This window comes from Actibacterium sp. D185-2 (assembly GCF_054954595.1).
This window is the reverse complement of record NZ_JBPWNX010000006.1, coordinates 37,268-52,655: the sequence shown is the minus strand read 5'-3', so window position 1 is coordinate 52,655 and position 15,388 is coordinate 37,268. Positions and strand designations below refer to the sequence as shown.

At 64.6% G+C, this 15,388-nt stretch carries 18 protein-coding genes; 12 read left to right on the top strand and 6 right to left on the bottom strand.

Annotated elements, in window-relative coordinates; genetic code table 11:
- The first annotated feature begins 77 nt into the window (after positions 1–77).
- From ACSR1C_RS11990 to ACSR1C_RS11980, 3 genes are all read left to right on the top strand, one after another.
- Positions 78–1,730, top strand: coding sequence for an electron transfer flavoprotein-ubiquinone oxidoreductase (locus ACSR1C_RS11990; protein ID WP_460259614.1), 1,653 nt, complete (start codon positions 78–80; stop codon positions 1,728–1,730).
- Between the two features lie 96 nt (positions 1,731–1,826).
- Positions 1,827–3,551, top strand: a complete 1,725-nt coding sequence (locus ACSR1C_RS11985) for a tetratricopeptide repeat protein (protein WP_460259613.1) — start codon at positions 1,827–1,829, stop codon at positions 3,549–3,551.
- On the top strand, positions 3,541–4,374 hold the full coding sequence (locus ACSR1C_RS11980; protein WP_460259612.1) for a 4-(cytidine 5'-diphospho)-2-C-methyl-D-erythritol kinase: 834 nt from the start codon (positions 3,541–3,543) through the stop codon (positions 4,372–4,374). The genes ACSR1C_RS11985 and ACSR1C_RS11980 overlap by 11 nt, the downstream gene beginning before the upstream one ends.
- Here ACSR1C_RS11980 and ACSR1C_RS11975 read toward each other — a convergent pair.
- Entirely contained in the window at positions 4,367–5,365 is a 999-nt protein-coding gene (locus ACSR1C_RS11975) for a polyprenyl synthetase family protein (RefSeq protein ID WP_460259611.1), read from the bottom strand. The two genes, ACSR1C_RS11980 and ACSR1C_RS11975, sit on opposite strands and share 8 nt — an antisense overlap.
- A gap of 56 nt (positions 5,366–5,421) precedes the next feature.
- On the opposite strand from ACSR1C_RS11975, the gene ACSR1C_RS11970 reads away from it, so the two are divergent.
- The 3 genes from ACSR1C_RS11970 to ACSR1C_RS11960 all read left to right on the top strand — a co-directional run bounded on the left by ACSR1C_RS11970 (position 5,422) and on the right by ACSR1C_RS11960 (position 6,701).
- Complete coding sequence (locus ACSR1C_RS11970) at positions 5,422–5,643, top strand: putative signal transducing protein (RefSeq protein WP_460259610.1); 222 nt, start codon at positions 5,422–5,424, stop codon at positions 5,641–5,643.
- Complete coding sequence (locus ACSR1C_RS11965) at positions 5,644–6,411, top strand: tRNA1(Val) (adenine(37)-N6)-methyltransferase (protein ID WP_460259609.1); 768 nt, start codon at positions 5,644–5,646, stop codon at positions 6,409–6,411.
- A 122-nt stretch (positions 6,412–6,533) separates the two neighbouring features.
- Entirely contained in the window at positions 6,534–6,701 is a 168-nt protein-coding gene (locus ACSR1C_RS11960) for a YdcH family protein (RefSeq protein WP_460259608.1), read from the top strand.
- Here the strand turns inward: ACSR1C_RS11960 and yddG are convergent.
- The 4 genes from yddG to ACSR1C_RS11940 all read right to left on the bottom strand — a co-directional run bounded on the left by yddG (position 6,698) and on the right by ACSR1C_RS11940 (position 10,652).
- Positions 6,698–7,564: an aromatic amino acid exporter YddG gene (gene yddG / locus ACSR1C_RS11955; protein WP_460259607.1), complete on the bottom strand. Its 867-nt coding sequence runs from the start codon at positions 7,562–7,564 to the stop codon at positions 6,698–6,700. The genes ACSR1C_RS11960 and yddG overlap by 4 nt on opposite strands.
- 94 nt (positions 7,565–7,658) lie before the next feature.
- Complete coding sequence (gene phbB / locus ACSR1C_RS11950; RefSeq protein WP_460259606.1) at positions 7,659–8,381, bottom strand: acetoacetyl-CoA reductase; 723 nt, start codon at positions 8,379–8,381, stop codon at positions 7,659–7,661.
- A 99-nt stretch (positions 8,382–8,480) separates the two neighbouring features.
- Positions 8,481–9,656 carry an acetyl-CoA C-acetyltransferase gene (locus ACSR1C_RS11945; protein ID WP_460259605.1) on the bottom strand — a complete coding sequence of 392 codons (1,176 nt, stop codon included), beginning with the start codon at positions 9,654–9,656 and terminating at the stop codon, positions 8,481–8,483.
- A gap of 153 nt (positions 9,657–9,809) precedes the next feature.
- Positions 9,810–10,652, bottom strand: a complete 843-nt coding sequence (locus ACSR1C_RS11940) for an EAL domain-containing protein (protein WP_460259604.1) — start codon at positions 10,650–10,652, stop codon at positions 9,810–9,812.
- 129 nt (positions 10,653–10,781) lie between these two features.
- On the opposite strand from ACSR1C_RS11940, the gene ACSR1C_RS11935 reads away from it, so the two are divergent.
- Positions 10,782–11,351 carry a DNA-3-methyladenine glycosylase I gene (locus tag ACSR1C_RS11935; RefSeq protein ID WP_460259603.1) on the top strand — a complete coding sequence of 190 codons (570 nt, stop codon included), beginning with the start codon at positions 10,782–10,784 and terminating at the stop codon, positions 11,349–11,351.
- A gap of 64 nt (positions 11,352–11,415) precedes the next feature.
- Here ACSR1C_RS11935 and ACSR1C_RS11930 read toward each other — a convergent pair whose 3' ends face one another.
- Positions 11,416–11,985, bottom strand: coding sequence for a TlpA family protein disulfide reductase (locus tag ACSR1C_RS11930; RefSeq protein WP_460259602.1), 570 nt, complete (start codon positions 11,983–11,985; stop codon positions 11,416–11,418).
- A 21-nt stretch (positions 11,986–12,006) separates the two neighbouring features.
- Between ACSR1C_RS11930 and argH the strand changes: the two genes are divergently transcribed.
- From argH to lysA, 5 genes are all read left to right on the top strand, one after another.
- Entirely contained in the window at positions 12,007–13,398 is a 1,392-nt protein-coding gene (gene argH, locus ACSR1C_RS11925; RefSeq protein ID WP_460259601.1) for an argininosuccinate lyase, read from the top strand.
- The gene (locus ACSR1C_RS11920) at positions 13,395–13,568 is read left to right on the top strand and encodes a hypothetical protein (RefSeq protein WP_460259600.1); all 174 of its coding nucleotides are present in this window, start codon (positions 13,395–13,397) and stop codon (positions 13,566–13,568) included. The genes argH and ACSR1C_RS11920 overlap by 4 nt, the downstream gene beginning before the upstream one ends.
- On the top strand, positions 13,565–13,705 hold the full coding sequence (locus ACSR1C_RS11915) for a hypothetical protein (RefSeq protein WP_460259599.1): 141 nt from the start codon (positions 13,565–13,567) through the stop codon (positions 13,703–13,705). The genes ACSR1C_RS11920 and ACSR1C_RS11915 overlap by 4 nt, the downstream gene beginning before the upstream one ends.
- Positions 13,706–13,777: 72 nt before the next feature.
- Complete coding sequence (locus tag ACSR1C_RS11910) at positions 13,778–14,095, top strand: DUF2834 domain-containing protein (RefSeq protein WP_460259598.1); 318 nt, start codon at positions 13,778–13,780, stop codon at positions 14,093–14,095.
- Positions 14,095–15,360 carry a diaminopimelate decarboxylase gene (gene lysA / locus ACSR1C_RS11905; RefSeq protein ID WP_460259597.1) on the top strand — a complete coding sequence of 422 codons (1,266 nt, stop codon included), beginning with the start codon at positions 14,095–14,097 and terminating at the stop codon, positions 15,358–15,360. The genes ACSR1C_RS11910 and lysA overlap by 1 nt, the downstream gene beginning before the upstream one ends.
- Positions 15,361–15,388 lie beyond the last annotated feature (28 nt).

The following is a 15,388-nucleotide window of genomic DNA, read 5'->3' as shown; positions in this document are numbered from 1 at the left end:
CATGGTGGTGTGAGATAACGCTTTGCGGAATGTTTTGAAGGGATGAGGGCGCGCCGGGCGCGCGAAAGGGTGAGGAAATGGCTGAGATGACGCGCGAGTCGATGGAATATGATGTTGTGATCGTGGGCGCGGGGCCTGCGGGTCTGTCGGCGGCGATCCGGCTGAAGCAACTGGACGCCGACCTGGATGTGGTCGTGCTGGAAAAGGGCTCTGAGGTTGGTGCACATATTCTGTCGGGCGCGGTGCTCGATCCCTGCGGCCTGAATGCCCTGATCCCCGACTGGAAGGAAAAAGGCGCGCCTTTGAACGTGCCCGTCAGGAAAGACAACTTCTATGTCCTGGGCGCGGGCGGCCAGATGCGGGTGCCGAACTGGCCGATGCCGCCGCTGATGAACAACCACGGCAACTACATCGTCTCGATGGGCAATGTCTGCCGCTGGATGGCCGAGCAGGCCGAGGAACTGGGGGTCGAGATTTTCCCCGGCATGGCCTGTTCTGAGTTGGTTTACGGCGACGCGGGCGAAGTCAAAGGTGTGGTCGCGGGCGAGTTCGGCAAGAATCCGGACGGGACGCCGGGCGACGCCTATGAGCCGGGGATGGTTCTGTACGGCAAATATGTGTTCCTGTCCGAAGGCGTGCGCGGCAGCCTGTCCAAGGAAGTGATGGCGAAATACGACCTGTCCAAGGGGCACTGCCCGCAGAAATTCGGCCTGGGCATGAAAGAGATCTGGGAGATCGACCCCGAAAAGCACCGCGAGGGCACCGTGACCCACACGATGGGCTGGCCGCTGGGCAGCAACGCGGGCGGCGGGTCGTTCATCTATCACCTTGAGAACAATCAGGTTTATGTCGGCTTCGTGGTTCACCTGAACTACAAGAACCCGTATCTGTACCCCTATATGGAATTCCAGCGGTTCAAGCATCACCCGATGGTGGCCGAGCTGCTGAAGGGCGGCAAGCGCGTGGCCTACGGCGCACGCGCGATTTCCGAAGGTGGCTGGCAGTCGGTGCCGAAGGTGGTCTTCCCCGGCGGGGCCCTGCTGGGCTGTTCGGCCGGTCTGGTCAACGTGCCGCGGATCAAGGGCAACCACAACGCCATGCTGTCGGGCAAGGCGGCGGCCGAGGCCGCGCATGAGGCGCTGAAAGCGGGCCGCGCGGGCGACGAGCTGACCGCCTATGAGGCCGACCTGCGCAGCGGGCCGATTGCGAAGGATCTGAAAAAGGTCCGCAATGTCAAACCGCTGTGGTCGAAGTTCGGGCTAAGCACATCGCTGGCCGTGGGCGGGTTCGACATGTGGACGAACAACCTGTTCGGCCTGTCGCTGCTGGGCACGCTGAAGCACGGCAAATCCGACGCGGCGGCCACCGGCGAGGCGGCGAAGTTCAAGCCGATCGACTATCCCAAACCCGATGGCAAGATCAGTTTCGACCGACTGACCAACGTCAGCTTCGCGATGACCAATCACGAGGAAAGCCAGCCCTGCCACCTGCAGCTGAAGGATCCGTCGGTGCCGATTTCGGTGAACCTGCCGAAATACGCCGAACCGGCGCAGCGCTATTGCCCGGCCGGCGTGTACGAGGTGGTCGAAGAGGCGGGCAAGGATCCCCGCTTCGTAATCAACTTTCAGAACTGCGTGCATTGCAAGACCTGCGACATCAAGGACCCCAGCCAGAACATCAACTGGGTCACCCCGCAGGGCGGCGACGGACCGAATTACCCGAATATGTAACGCTTGCGTCATGCGGGGCGGCCAAATCGCCGCCCCGCATTGCCATGTCCGCGCGGCACGATTACCTTCGGCTGGCAGATCAACCGGAGAATGCCCTTGCCCGCGTTTCGCGTTCGCTCCCTCGGCCTGGCCGCCCTTGCCGTGCTCAGCCTGTCCGCCGCCACCCCCGCCGGGGCCCAGAACGGGCTGGCCGGGGCCTATCTTGCGGCGCGGCATGCCAGCTATTTCAGCGATTACACGGCGGCGGCCCAGTATTATACCCAAGCGCTGGCGCGCGATCCGTCCAATCCTGAACTGTTGGAAAACGCGCTTCTGGCCTTTACCGGGCTGGGGCAGATCGACAAGGCGCTGCCGATCGCGCGGCGCATGGATCAGGGCGGGATGGACAGCCAGGCCGCGCATATGCTGCTGCTGGCCGAACAGCTGGCGCGCGGGAATTACGAAGGTGCCCTGAGCGACATGGAGGCCGGGCGCCGGATCGGCCCGCTGGTCGACGGCCTGCTGACCGCCTGGAACCATTTTGGCGCCGGTCGCATGTCCGAGGCGCTGGCCGCCTTCGACACCGCCGCCAAAGAGTCCGGGCTGGCGGTGTTCGGCCTGTATCACAAGGCGCTGGCGCTGGCCGCCGTGGGCGATTTTGAAGGTGCTGAGGCGATCTTTGCCGGTGACAGCGGCCGCGCGCTGCGGATGACCCGGCGCGGGGTTCTGGCCGAGGCGCAGACCCTCAGCCAACTGGAGCGCAATGCCGATGCCGTCGCGCTGATCGACGATGTGTTCGGCCTGGATCTGGACCCCGGCCTGGCCGATCTGCGGGCCCGTCTGGAAGCGGGCGAGGCATTGCCGTTCAACACGATCCGCGACGCGCGCGATGGCGCGGCCGAAGTGTTCTTTACCGTCGCCAGCGCCCTGAATGGCGAGGCGAACGAGACCTACACCCTGTTGTATACCCGGATCGCCGAATATCTGCGCCCCGATCATGTGGACGCGATGCTGATGACCGCCGGCCTTTTGGAGGCGCAGGAGCGGTACGATCTGGCGACCGAGGCCTATCTGCGCGTCCCCGCCAGCGATCCCGCCTTTTATGTCGCGGAACTGGGCCGGGCCGAAACGCTGGAAAAATCCGGCAAGACCGAGGCCGCGATCGAGGTGCTGACCCAGCTTTCAAAAAGCCATGCGGAGGTGGCCATCGTCCATGCGACGCTGGGCGACATGCTCAGCCGTCTGGATCGCCATGCCGAGGCGATCAACGCCTATGACAAGGCGGTCGCGCTGTTCGACGCGCCCGAGCGTCAGCAATGGGTGGTCTATTTCGCCCGCGCCGTCGCGCTGGAGCGCGAAGATCGCTGGCCCGAAGCCGAGGCCGATTTCCGCAAGGCGCTGGAACTGGAACCCGATCAGCCGCAGGTTCTGAATTACCTGGGCTATTCCTATGTCGAGATGCAGACAAATTTGGACGAGGCGCTGGACATGATCGAACGCGCCGTCGCCGCGCGGCCCGACAGCGGCTATATCACCGATAGTCTGGGCTGGGTTCTGTACCGGCTGGGCCGCTACAAAGAGGCCGTGCCGCATATGGAGCGCGCGACCGAACTGATGCCGGTCGATCCCGTGGTGAACGATCATCTGGGCGATGTGCTGTGGGCGGTGGGCCGTCATACCGAGGCCGAGTTCCAGTGGCGCCGTGCCTTGTCTTTCGTGGACATGGACAACCCGGCCCCGGATGTCGAACCGGACCGGATGCGCCGCAAGCTGGAGGTCGGGCTGGACAAGGTTCTGGCCGAAGAGGGCAAGCCGCCCCTGTCGGTGGCCAATGGCGACTGAGGCTTTCGCGCCCGCGAAGGTAAATCTGACCCTGCATGTCACCGGCCAGCGGTCTGACGGCTATCACCTGCTGGACAGTCTGGTGGCCTTTGCCGATGTGGGGGATCGGGTCACCGTGTCCGCCGCCGCCGACCGGCTGTCGCTGGTGGTGGTGGGGCCGCAGGCCGGGGGCGTTCCCGTCGATGACAGCAACCTTGTGCTGAAGGCGGCGCGGTTCTTGGGCGTCACCGATGCCGCGATCACGCTGGACAAGCAGCTGCCCGCCGCGGCCGGGATCGGCGGCGGGTCGTCCGATGCGGCGGCGGCGTTGCGGGCGCTGTCGGCGCTGACCGGGCGGCCGCTGCCTGCCGATCGGGGACTGGCGCTGGGCGCGGATGTGCCCGTGTGCCTTGCCGCGCACGCGATGCGGATGGGCGGGATTGGCGAGGTTCTAACGCCGGTGCCGGCGCTGCCGCCGGTCTGGTGCGTTCTGGCCAATCCGGGGGTGGGTGTCGCGACACCAGCAGTATTCAGGGCGTTGCATCGCCGCGACAACCCGGCCATGCCCACCGACATTCCTGCCTTTGCCTGCGCGCGCGATCTGGCTGTCTGGTTGGCCACGCAGCGCAACGACCTGCAGGCCCCGGCCGTGGCGCTGGCCCCGGTCATCGCGCCGGTGCTGGCCGCGTTGGCGGACCTGCCGGGCGCCTTGCTGTCGCGCATGTCGGGATCGGGGGCGACCTGTTTCGCCCTGTTCGAAAACGGGGATCAGGCGCGGGCCGGGGCCGAAACCCTGGCCGGGGCACATCCGGGTTGGTGGGTGCGGGCGGCGGCGCTTAGTTGATCCGCGCAACCACGTAATCGGCGATATCGTGCAGCATGTCGCGGATCGGGCCTGCGGGCAGGGCACCCAATGCGGCTTTGGCCGTGTCGGCCCAGGCGAGGGCGTCGGTCCGGGTCTGTTCCAGCGCGCCGTGCTTGTCCAGCAGCGTCAGCGCCTGTTCCAGATCGCCGTCGTTCTGCTGGCCCTTCTCGATCACGCGCGACCAGAAGGCGCGCTCTTTGGCATCGGCCTTGGCCACCGCCTTGATCACTGGCAGGGTCAGCTTGCGCTCGCGAAAATCGTCGCCGATATTCTTGCCGGTGGTGCCCGAGCCCCAGTAATCCAGCAGATCGTCGACGATCTGGAAACTGACCCCCAGTGCGTCGCCATAGGTGAACAACGCCTGGACCTGATCCTCGGGTGCGCCGGCGATCACGCCGCCGACCTCGGTCGCCGCCGAAAACAGCGCCGCCGTCTTGCCGCGCACCACCTGAAGATAGATGTCTTCATCGGTGGCCAGATCCTGCGCCGCGGTCAGTTGCAGAACCTCGCCCTCGGCGATGGTCGCAGAAGCGTTCGACAGGATGTCCAGCACCCGCAGCGACCCGGTTTCGGTCATCAACTGAAACGCCCGCGCCAACAGGTAATCGCCCACCAGAACCGAAGATTTGTTATCCCACAGCAGGTTCGCGGTGGGGCGCCCGCGCCGCTGGCCGCTTTCATCCACCACATCGTCATGCAGCAGCGTTGCGGTGTGGATGAATTCGACCGTGGCGGCGAGGTGGATGTGATAGGGGCCTTCGTAGCCGCAGATCTGTGCGGCGGCCAGGGTCAGCATCGGGCGCAGGCGCTTGCCGCCGGCCTCGATCAGATGATTGGTCACCTGCGGGATGCGCGGCGCGTGTTTCGAGGCCATCCTTGCGCGGATCAGTGCGTTTACCGCATCGAGTTCCGGCGCCAGATGCGCGCTTAGCCGTTCATGCGGCTTGCTAACAGTTTCGTCCAGCCCCATCACGCTCTCGTCACTTCTCTCGACAAACGCGGGCGTCTGCCCTTAAGTCCATGGATATGAAAGAGCTCCTGCGCACCAACGACCCGACCCTTGTGGCCTTCGCCACCACGCTCCTTCAGGGAGAGGGGATAGACTGCTTTCAGATGGATGTCCACATGAGCGTCCTGGAAGGCTCCATCGGCATATTGCCGCGCCGGGTGATGGTGCGGGACGGCGATTTGACCCGCGCCCGCGACATCCTGACAGATAACGATATTCCCCTGCCGGAGGCACGCTGAGTGCCCTTCGCCGACGCGGATTTGACGCAGGATCGGTTCCTGGGCGGGCGGCTGCATATCCGCCAGCCGCGCGCCGGCTACCGGGCCGGGGTCGATCCGGTATTCCTGGCCGCTTCGGTGCCGGCAAGGCCCGCTGAGCGGGTGCTGGAACTGGGCTGCGGCGCGGGGGTGGCCAGCCTGTGTCTGGGCGCGCGGGTGCCGGGGATCACGCTGGCGGGGATCGAACTGCAACCGGACTATGCCGCGCTGGCGCGTCGCAATGCCGCGGACAACGGCATCGCGCTGGAGGTGGTCGAGGGCGACATCGCCGCGATGCCCGATACGCTGCGCCAGCGCAGTTTTGACCATGTCATCGCCAACCCGCCCTATTACCTGCGCGACCGGGGCACCCCGGCCAGCGACAGCGGGCGCGAAACCGCGCTGGGTGGCGAAACCCCGCTGGCCGCCTGGGTCGATGCCGCGCTCCGCCGCTTGGCACCGAAGGGGCGGCTGACCATGATCCAGCGGGCCGAACGTGTGCCGGAATTGCTGGCCGCGCTGGATGCGCGGGCGGGCAGCGCTGAATTGTTGCCACTGGCCCCGCGCGCCGGGCGGGCAGCCAAGCTGGTGCTGTTGCGGGTGGTCAAGGGCGGGCGCGGCGCGTTCCGGCTGTGCCCGCCAATCGTTCTGCACGACGGGGCGGCGCATGACGGGGACCGCGACAGCTATACCCCAACCATCGGCGCAGTCTTGCGCAATGGCGCGCCGCTGCCCTGGTCGGTTGGCTAAAATGTCGGTCATATGCCGGCATTGGTAAGATTGTTTCAAAGACGAGTTCTCAGATCGCGTGACACGACTCGGATTCTGTGGTGGACTGTAACAACGATGTGTCAAATGAGAGGAGGACGGCCATGACAATGAGTTCGCATCTTCAGGAACTCCGCAAAAAACACGAGACCCTCTCGGAGCGCGTTGAGAAAGCGCAACGCAGCCCCGGCTTTGATGACCTCCATATCGCTGCTTTGAAAAAGCAGAAACTTCGCCTGAAAGAACAGATCCAACGCCTGTCGCAGGGTTAGGACAGTTTGGCGCTGGCGCGGGCCGCCAGCGCCGCCCCCGCCGTGATCAGAACCGCGGCAGCGAACAATGTTGCCGATGGCGGGGCGATCCCGGCGATGACCAGAACCAGCGTCGACAACAGCGGCGCCGCATAGCTGGCCACGCCCAGAAGCTGGATATCACCGCGTTTCACGCCGATATCCCACACGTAAAAGGCCAGCCCGACCGGCCCGATCCCCAGTGCCAGACACGACGCCCAGCCAAGCGCCGTGGCGGGCCAGACGGTTTGTTCCAACGTCAGGTGCAGCGGCAGCGACAGCGCCGCCGTGGCCAGACAGAACACCGCGACGCTTTCGGTCGGCACGCGGCCCAGTCGCCGTGACAGCACGGAATATCCGGCCCATGTCAGCGCACACAAAAGCGCCAGGCCATAACCGGGCAGCGCATCGCCTTGGAACCCGCACGCGCCGCGCGCCACGATCAGCGCCGCGCCGGCAAAGCCGATCAATCCACCCAGGATATGCCCGGGGCGCAGGGTCTCGCCGGGCAGAAGGCCCGAAAACAGCACGATCAGCAGCGGCCACAAATAGGCGATCAGCCCGGCCTCGGCCGCAGGGGCCAGCCGCAGCGCCGAGAAATACAGCGCGTGATAGCCGAACAGCCCGGCGGTGCCGAAGGCATAGACCTTCCAGCCGATCCCGCGCAACCGCGCCAACCCGCCGGTTTTCAACGCCCAGATCAGGCCGATCCCCCCGCCGATGGCAAAGCAGATCGCGTTCAGCTGCAATGGCGGCACCGGGGCCGATCCCACGGTGAACAGGGCCAGAAGCGCCCAAAGCAGGACAGCGATGAAACCAATGGATGTGGCGCGTTTGCGGGTCATGCGAAAGCGATAGCCGCCCGCATCGCCCCGCGCCAGTGCAAACGAAAAAGGCCGGGCATTGCAGCCCGGCCTTTGGTCGTTTGCCGACGCGGTGTCAGACGAAGAACTGACCGCCATTGGCAGTGAGGGTCGAGCCGGTGATGAACCCGGCATCGTCCGAGGCCAGGAACACCACGCAGCGCGCGATTTCCTCGGGTTCGCCCAGACGACCGATCGGAATTTGCGCGATGATTGCGTCGCGCACCTTTTCCGGCACGGCCATGACCATGTCGGTGCCGATATAGCCGGGGCAAATCGCGTTCACGGTGATGCCGGCGCGCGCGCCTTCCTGGGCCAGCGCCTTGGTGAGGCCAAGATCGCCCGCCTTGGAGGCCGAATAGTTCGCCTGACCGGCCTGACCCTTCTGGCCGTTGATCGAACTGATGGTGATCACGCGGCCGAATTTACGCTCGCGCATACCGGGCCAGATCGGATGGGTCATGTTGAATACGCCCGAAAGATTGGTGTCGATCACCTCTTTCCACTGCTGCGGCGTCATCCGATGAAACATGGCGTCGCGGGTGATGCCGGCATTGTTCACCAGAACCTCGACCGGGCCAAGCTCCTCCTCGACCTTGGCGATACCGGCGGCGCAGGCGTCATACTCTGCGACCGACCACTTATAGGTCGGGATGCCGGTCTCTTCGGTGAATTTCGCGGCGGCCTCTTCGTTGCCTGCAAAGTTCGCGGCAACGGAATATCCCGCATTTTTCAGCGCGACACTGATCGCTGCTCCGATACCGCGGGTGCCGCCGGTGACGAGTGCGACTTTAGCCATGATTCCTCCGATCGCTGGTTGTTTCGGAAATCTTCCTACGAAAACAATAAGCGGGGCGCAACATTATTGCGCCCCGCTTTCGAAGGTTTAATAAATTTGTTACGGGCGCTCAAGGCACATGGCAACGCCCATACCACCGCCAATACACAGCGTGGCAAGGCCCTTCTTGGCATCGCGGCGCTGCATCTCGAACAGCAGGGTGTTCAGAATGCGACAACCGGACGCACCGATCGGGTGGCCGATGGCAATGGCACCGCCGTTCACATTCACGATCTCGGGGTTCCAGCCCATGTCCTTGTTCACCGCGCAGGCCTGGGCGGCGAAGGCTTCGTTCGCCTCGACCAGATCCAGATCGCCGGGGTTCCAGCCCGCCTTGTCCAGCGCCTTGCGCGAGGCATAGATCGGCCCCACGCCCATGACCGACGGGTCCAGCCCGGCCGTGGCGTAGGAGGCGATGCGCGCCAGCGGTTCCAGCCCGCGCTTTTCGGCCTCTTCCGCGCTCATCAGCAGCACGGCGGCGGCGCCGTCATTGATGCCAGAGGCGTTGCCGGCGGTGACCGAGCCGTCCTTGGTAAAGGCCGGGCGCAGCTTTTGCATGGTTTCGATCGTCACGCCGTGGCGGATATATTCATCGGCATCCACCACGATTTCGGCCTTGCGGGTCTTGACGGTGAAGGGGACGATTTCATCCTTGAACTTGCCGGCCTTCTGCGCGGCCTCGGCCTTGTTTTGCGAGGCCAGCGCGAATTCGTCCTGGGTGTCGCGGCTGATCTGCCACTGCTCGGCGACATTTTCGGCGGTCTGGCCCATGTGATAATCGTTGAACGCATCCCACAGCCCGTCCTTGATCATGGAATCGATCATTTTCATGTCGCCCATCTTCTGACCTGCGCGCAGATGCGCGACATGGGGCGACAGGCTCATGTTTTCCTGACCACCGGCAGCCACGATCGCGGCATCACCAAGCTGGATATGCTGGGCCGCCAGCGCGACGGCGCGCAGGCCCGAGCCGCAAACCTGATTGATGCCCCAGGCGGCAGAGGAGATGGGCAGACCGGCGGCGATATGGGCCTGGCGGGCCGGATTCTGGCCCTGACCGGCGGTGAGGACCTGACCGAGGATCGTTTCCGATACTTCGGATTTGTCGATTCCGGCGCGGGCGACGATGGCCTCCAGCACCGACGCGCCAAGCGCGTGGGCGGGTGTGTTGGCAAAGGCGCCGTTGAAGCTGCCGACGGCTGTGCGCGCGGCCGAAACGATCACTACATTGGTCATGGGTAAAATCCTCTCCCCTCGGGTTGCGAACGGGGTCGGGCACGGCCAGTATCGGGTGCGGCGCCCAAAATGCCCCCGCAGTCGACCAAACAGGTAAGCTGTCGGCGGCGCTGGGGCAACAATCGAATGCCGCACTTGCGAAATTACTGGCGCTCAGGCGGTCTTTTGTCGCGGCGCGCGGGCCTTCCACGGGGGCGCGATGCTGGGCGCCCCAAAGAAATATCCCTGCATGCAGTCGATACCCGCCTGTTGCAGAAACCGGGCGTCGTCGGCGGTTTCGACGCTTTCGGCCACGGTGAACATGTCGAAATGCTGTGCGATCGAGATCAGCGCGCCGGTCAGCACCTGATTGTCGGGTGTTTGGTGGATGCCGCGGATGAACTGGCCGTCGATCTTGAGGATGTCGAAATAGAAGTCGCGCAAATACCGGAACGAGGTATAGCCGGCCCCGAAATCGTCAAGCGCGAAGGCGATGCCGCGCCGTTGCAGATCGCGCATGAAGACGGTGACCAGATCGGGCATGACCATGGCCGAGCTTTCGGTGATTTCCAGGATCAGCCGCTCGGCCATCGTGTGATCCTGCGCCAGCCCCGCGTTCAGGGTCTGTATCCAGCGCGGATAGCCGATCGAGCGGGCCGACATGTTGACCGACAGGCGCAGGGCCGGGGCCCGGGCCAGCGCGCTCAGGCCCAGTTCCAGCGCGGTGCAGTCGATGATCCGGCCCAGTTCGGTGGTTTCGACCGTGTCGATGAAATCGCGTGCGGGTATGATCCGCCCGGTGCCGTCGAGGATGCGGATCAACCCTTCGTAGAACGCCGGTTGCGGGTGGCCCCCCGCCGCCATGACGGGCTGATAGGCCAGCATCACATCGCGTTGATCCAGCGCGCGGCGCACCATGGACAGCGTGTCGCGGTCGCGCGCGTCCGTCGCTGCCGAAAGCGGGCTGTCATCCACACCCAGGCTGGCCAGTTCCGTGATCTGCATGCCTGTCTGCATTCTGCCCTCCGCTGCGGCTGAGATCACATTGCCGTCCGAACCGCTAACAAGCTCTTAATATTCGCATTTTGTTCTAATTGTGCTAAAATGCGAATTAGTGTGCCAAGCCATTGATTGAAAGGGTTTTTCATGGGGGAGCGGTGTGGATGGTGCGGCCAGGAGCCGATTTATATTGCCTATCACGATACCGAATGGGGCGTACCCGAGCGTGACAGCCGCGCCTTGTGGGAAAAGCTGATTCTGGATGGGTTTCAGGCCGGGTTGAGCTGGATCACCATTCTGAAAAAGCGCGATAATTTCCGCGCGGCCTTTGCCGGGTTCGATCCCGATGTGATCGCCGGCTGGGGCGCGGATGAGGTGCAGCGCCTGCTGGCCGATCCGGGTATTGTGCGCCACCGCGGCAAGATCGAGGCCGCGATCACCAATGCCCGGGTCTGGGCCGAAATCGAGGCGCGGCAGGGCTTTGACAGCTTGCTGTGGGATTATGTGGACGGTCGGCCCATTCAGAACCGCTTTTTCAGCATGGCCGAGGTGCCCGCTGACACGCCGTTGTCGCGCCAGATCTCGAAGGACCTGAAAAAGGCCGGGTTCAAGTTCTGTGGCCCGACCATCGTCTATGCCTTCATGCAGGCCACGGGCATGGTGAACGACCATATCGTGACCTGCCCCGCGCATGACCGGGTGGCGGCGCTGGGCTGAGGTCGCACTGAAGAAAATTCACGAATTTTCTTCGACCGGAAAAATCTTCGGGAAGATTTTTCGCCTAGCTGTCGCCCGCGATCAGCCCGGCGATGATCGCCCTGGCGCTGTCGCTGTCCCATTCGGCATCGCCCTGCAGGCGGGCGATTTCCTGCCCGTCGGGTGACAGGATTACGGTGATCGGCAACCCCAGCACCGCCATTTCACGGGCCAGCGCCTGTTGCGGGTCGCGCAGAAGCGGCAGGTTGTCGACCTCGATCTCATCGAAGAACTTGGTGATGCCGCGCACCGAATTGCGCCCCACCGCCACGGTCACCACCGCGAAGTCATCGCCGCCCATGTCGGCCTGCAGCGCCGCCAGTCCCGGCATTTCCTTGCGGCAGGGCGGGCACCAGGTGGCCCAGAAGTTCAGCAGCACATATTTACCGCGATATTCGGCCAGGCTGCGCGGCGTGTCCGCCATGTCCACCAGGACGATATCGGGCACCTCGACCGGGCTGCGATGGAACGACAGCTTCTTCAGCGTGCCGTCGCGCAGCGCCATCAGCGCGGCCGTATCGGCAAGGGCCGTATTTGCACCCAGCGCAAGGGCCGTGTAGAGGACGACGAAACGAAACACGCGCGATATTCTCATTTTCCCTCCAGGGGCGATCTCATGACCAAAGACAGCTCGAACGCCATGTGGGGCGGCCGTTTCGCCGCCGGACCGGACGCGATCATGGAGGCGATCAATGCCTCGATCAGGTTCGACAAGCGGATGGCCGCGCAGGACATTCAAGGCTCTCGCGCCCATGCCGCCATGTTGGCGGCAACGGGCATCCTTACCGATAGCGATGCCGACGCGATCCGGGAAGGGCTGCTCACGGTCTTGTCAGAGATCGAGCGCGGCGAATTCGCCTTTTCCACCGCGCTGGAGGATATCCACATGAATGTGGAGGCCCGGCTGAAGGCTCTGATCGGCGAACCCGCCGGGCGGCTGCACACCGCGCGGTCGCGCAACGATCAGGTGGCGACCGACTTCAAGCTGTGGGTGCGCGATCAGATCGACGCCGCCATGGGCGGGATCGAGACGCTGATCCGCGCGCTGCTGACCCAGGCCGAGGCCGGGGCCGATTGGGTCATGCCCGGTTTCACCCATCTGCAGACCGCACAGCCGGTGACCTGGGGCCACCACATGATGGCCTATGTGGAAATGCTGGGCCGGGATCTGTCGCGGTTTCGCGATGCCCGCGCGCGGATGAATGAATCGCCCCTGGGGGCCGCCGCGCTGGCGGGCACGTCGTTCCCGATCGACCGGGATATGACGGCGCGGGCGCTGGGTTTTGACCGCCCGGCCGCCAACAGTCTGGATGCGGTCAGCGACCGCGACTTCGCGCTGGAATTCCTGTCGGCGGCGTCGATCTGCGCGATGCACCTGTCGCGCTTCGCCGAAGAACTGGTGATCTGGTCCTCGGCGCAGTTCCGGTTCGTGACGCTGTCCGACCGCTTTTCCACCGGCAGTTCGATCATGCCGCAAAAGAAAAACCCGGATGCGGCGGAACTGATCCGCGCCAAGATCGGGCGCATCTTCGGGGCCAATGTCGCGTTGATGATGGTGATGAAGGGGCTGCCGCTGGCCTATTCCAAGGACATGCAGGAAGACAAGGAACAGGTGTTCGATGCCGCCGACAGCCTGATGCTGGCACTGGCCGCGATGGAGGGAATGGTCAAGGACATGGCCGCCAATGTCGGGGCCCTTGAAACCGCCGCCGCCAGCGGGTTTTCCACTGCGACCGATCTGGCCGATTGGCTGGTGCGGGCGCTGGACATGCCGTTCCGCGATGCCCATCATGTGACCGGCACGCTGGTCGCGCTGGCCGAGGGCCGGGGCTGCGATCTGCCCGACCTGACGCTGGCGGATATGCAGGGCGTTCATGCGCAGATCACCGCCGATGTGTTCGATGTGCTGGGGGTCGGCAATTCCGTTGCCAGCCGCGTCAGCTATGGTGGAACCGCACCGGTGCAGGTGCGTGCGCAGATCGCCCGCTGGAAAGAGAGGCTCGGATGAGGATTGCAGCCCTGTTTGTTGCGCTGACGGCGCTTTCGGCCTGCGGGGCGGATGGCCCGCCGGTGAAACCGACATTGAATACCGGCATCAGCGTCGGGTCGAACGGGATCAGCACCAACAGTTCGGTCGGGGTGCGCGCCGGCAACGTCGCCGTGGCGGTGGGGCTGTGAGGGCTGCGTTTTGCGTCCTTTTGTGCACGCTGACGCTGGCCGCCTGTGGCGATCACATTCCGTCCGAGGATGAGACGCCCGCGCCGGGGATCACGATCTCGGGTACGGTCGAGGTGGGCGTTACCGGCGGCGGCTGAGCGCATAACACTTTGCCAAGGCGGCGCAGGTCCGCTACATCGCGGCGAAACCCGCCGCCGAGTGAGCCGCCGATGTCCGCACTGCGTCTGATCTATCTTGCCCTTGCCCTGTGGGGGGCTGTGCATCCGATGGTCCATTTCATCGGGTGGACCCGCGCCAATGGCTTTGGCCCGGGTGCGATGATCAGTGCCTGGCAGGTCAATGCCGCCAGCACCGGCCTGTTCTGGGACCTGCTGATCGCTGCCGTCGCGCTGACGGTCTGGATCATCGCCGAAACGGCGGTGCGCCGGAACTGGGGCGCGCTTCTGGCGATTCCCGCCACCTTGCTGATCGGCGTTTCCTGCGGGCTGCCGCTCTATCTTTTCCTCCGTTCAAGGCCGATCGACTGATGGATCATTTTCTTTACCGCAATGGCGTTCTGCACGCCGAAGACGTGGCCGTGTCCGAAATCGCGCAGGCGGTCGGTACGCCGTTCTATTGCTATTCCGCCGCCACTCTGACCCGGCATTTCACCCTGTTCGACGAGGCGCTGGCGGGGATGGATCATCTGGTCTGCTATGCGATGAAGGCCAATTCCAACCAGGCGGTTCTGAAACTGATGGCGGGGCTGGGCGCCGGGGTCGATGTGGTCTCGGGCGGGGAATACGCCCGCGCGCTGGCCGCCGGGTTCGCGGGCGACAAGATCGTGTTTTCGGGTGTCGGCAAAACCCGCGCGGAAATGCACGACGCGCTGGTGGGCGGCATTCGCCAGTTCAATCTGGAATCCGAACCCGAAATGCTGGCGCTGAACGAGGTGGCGCTGGCGCTGGGCGTGGTCGCGCCGGTTACCGTCCGGGTGAACCCGGATGTGGATGCCAAGACCCATGAAAAGATCGCCACCGGAAAATCGGAAAACAAGTTCGGTATCCCAATCGCCCGCGCGCGCGAAGTCTATGCCGAGGCCGCCGCGCTGCCGGGGCTTCGGGTCGTGGGCATCGACGTGCATATCGGCAGCCAGCTGACCGATCTGGAACCGTTCCGCCTGGCGTATCGCAAGGTGGCCGAACTGACCCGCGCACTGCGCGCCGACGGGCACGACATCCGCCGGCTGGATCTGGGCGGGGGCCTGGGCATTCCCTATGAGCGGTCCAACACCGCGCCGCCGCTGCCCGTCGAATATGGCGCGATGATCAAGGAAGAACTAGCCGATCTGGGCTGCGAGATCGAGATCGAGCCGGGCCGCCTGATCGCCGGCAATGCGGGCATTCTGGTCACCGGGGTGATCTATGTGAAATCGGGCGAAGGGCGTGATTTCCTGATCGTCGACGCGGCGATGAACGATCTGATCCGCCCGGCCATGTATGGTGCCTATCACGATATCGTGCCGGTGGTGGAACCCGCGCCGGGGACCGAACAGGGACCATACGACATTGTCGGCCCGGTCTGCGAATCCGGCGACACATTTGCCAAGCAGCGGCAGATGGCGCCGGTCGCGGCGGGCGATCTGATCGCGTTCCGTTCGGCCGGGGCCTATGGCGCGGTGATGGCGTCGGAATACAACACCCGCCCGCTGATCCCCGAGGTTCTGGTGCAGGGCGACCGCTTTGCGGTGATCCGGGCCCGGCCCAGCTATGCACAGATCATCGCGCGCGACACGGTGCCCGACTGGCTGTAACCGGCGGCGCGCCGATCAAACCCCCGTC

What these genes read in the sequence shown, in the direction of transcription:
- lysA (WP_460259597.1), top strand. Translation starts at nt 14,095, where the DNA reads ATGGATCATTTTCTTTACCGCAATGGCGTTCTGCACGCCGAAGACGTG.
- ACSR1C_RS11960 (WP_460259608.1), top strand. Translation starts at nt 6,534, where the DNA reads ATGACAATGAGTTCGCATCTTCAGGAACTCCGCAAAAAACACGAGACC.
- ACSR1C_RS11910 (WP_460259598.1), top strand. Translation starts at nt 13,778, where the DNA reads ATGTCCGCACTGCGTCTGATCTATCTTGCCCTTGCCCTGTGGGGGGCT.
- argH (WP_460259601.1), top strand. Translation starts at nt 12,007, where the DNA reads ATGACCAAAGACAGCTCGAACGCCATGTGGGGCGGCCGTTTCGCCGCC.
- ACSR1C_RS11935 (WP_460259603.1), top strand. Translation starts at nt 10,782, where the DNA reads ATGGGGGAGCGGTGTGGATGGTGCGGCCAGGAGCCGATTTATATTGCC.
- ACSR1C_RS11940 (WP_460259604.1), bottom strand. Translation starts at nt 10,652, where the DNA reads ATGCAGACAGGCATGCAGATCACGGAACTGGCCAGCCTGGGTGTGGAT.
- phbB (WP_460259606.1), bottom strand. Translation starts at nt 8,381, where the DNA reads ATGGCTAAAGTCGCACTCGTCACCGGCGGCACCCGCGGTATCGGAGCA.
- yddG (WP_460259607.1), bottom strand. Translation starts at nt 7,564, where the DNA reads ATGACCCGCAAACGCGCCACATCCATTGGTTTCATCGCTGTCCTGCTT.
- ACSR1C_RS11970 (WP_460259610.1), top strand. Translation starts at nt 5,422, where the DNA reads ATGAAAGAGCTCCTGCGCACCAACGACCCGACCCTTGTGGCCTTCGCC.
- ACSR1C_RS11930 (WP_460259602.1), bottom strand. Translation starts at nt 11,985, where the DNA reads ATGAGAATATCGCGCGTGTTTCGTTTCGTCGTCCTCTACACGGCCCTT.
- ACSR1C_RS11920 (WP_460259600.1), top strand. Translation starts at nt 13,395, where the DNA reads ATGAGGATTGCAGCCCTGTTTGTTGCGCTGACGGCGCTTTCGGCCTGC.
- ACSR1C_RS11975 (WP_460259611.1), bottom strand. Translation starts at nt 5,365, where the DNA reads ATGGGGCTGGACGAAACTGTTAGCAAGCCGCATGAACGGCTAAGCGCG.
- ACSR1C_RS11990 (WP_460259614.1), top strand. Translation starts at nt 78, where the DNA reads ATGGCTGAGATGACGCGCGAGTCGATGGAATATGATGTTGTGATCGTG.
- ACSR1C_RS11980 (WP_460259612.1), top strand. Translation starts at nt 3,541, where the DNA reads ATGGCGACTGAGGCTTTCGCGCCCGCGAAGGTAAATCTGACCCTGCAT.
- ACSR1C_RS11945 (WP_460259605.1), bottom strand. Translation starts at nt 9,656, where the DNA reads ATGACCAATGTAGTGATCGTTTCGGCCGCGCGCACAGCCGTCGGCAGC.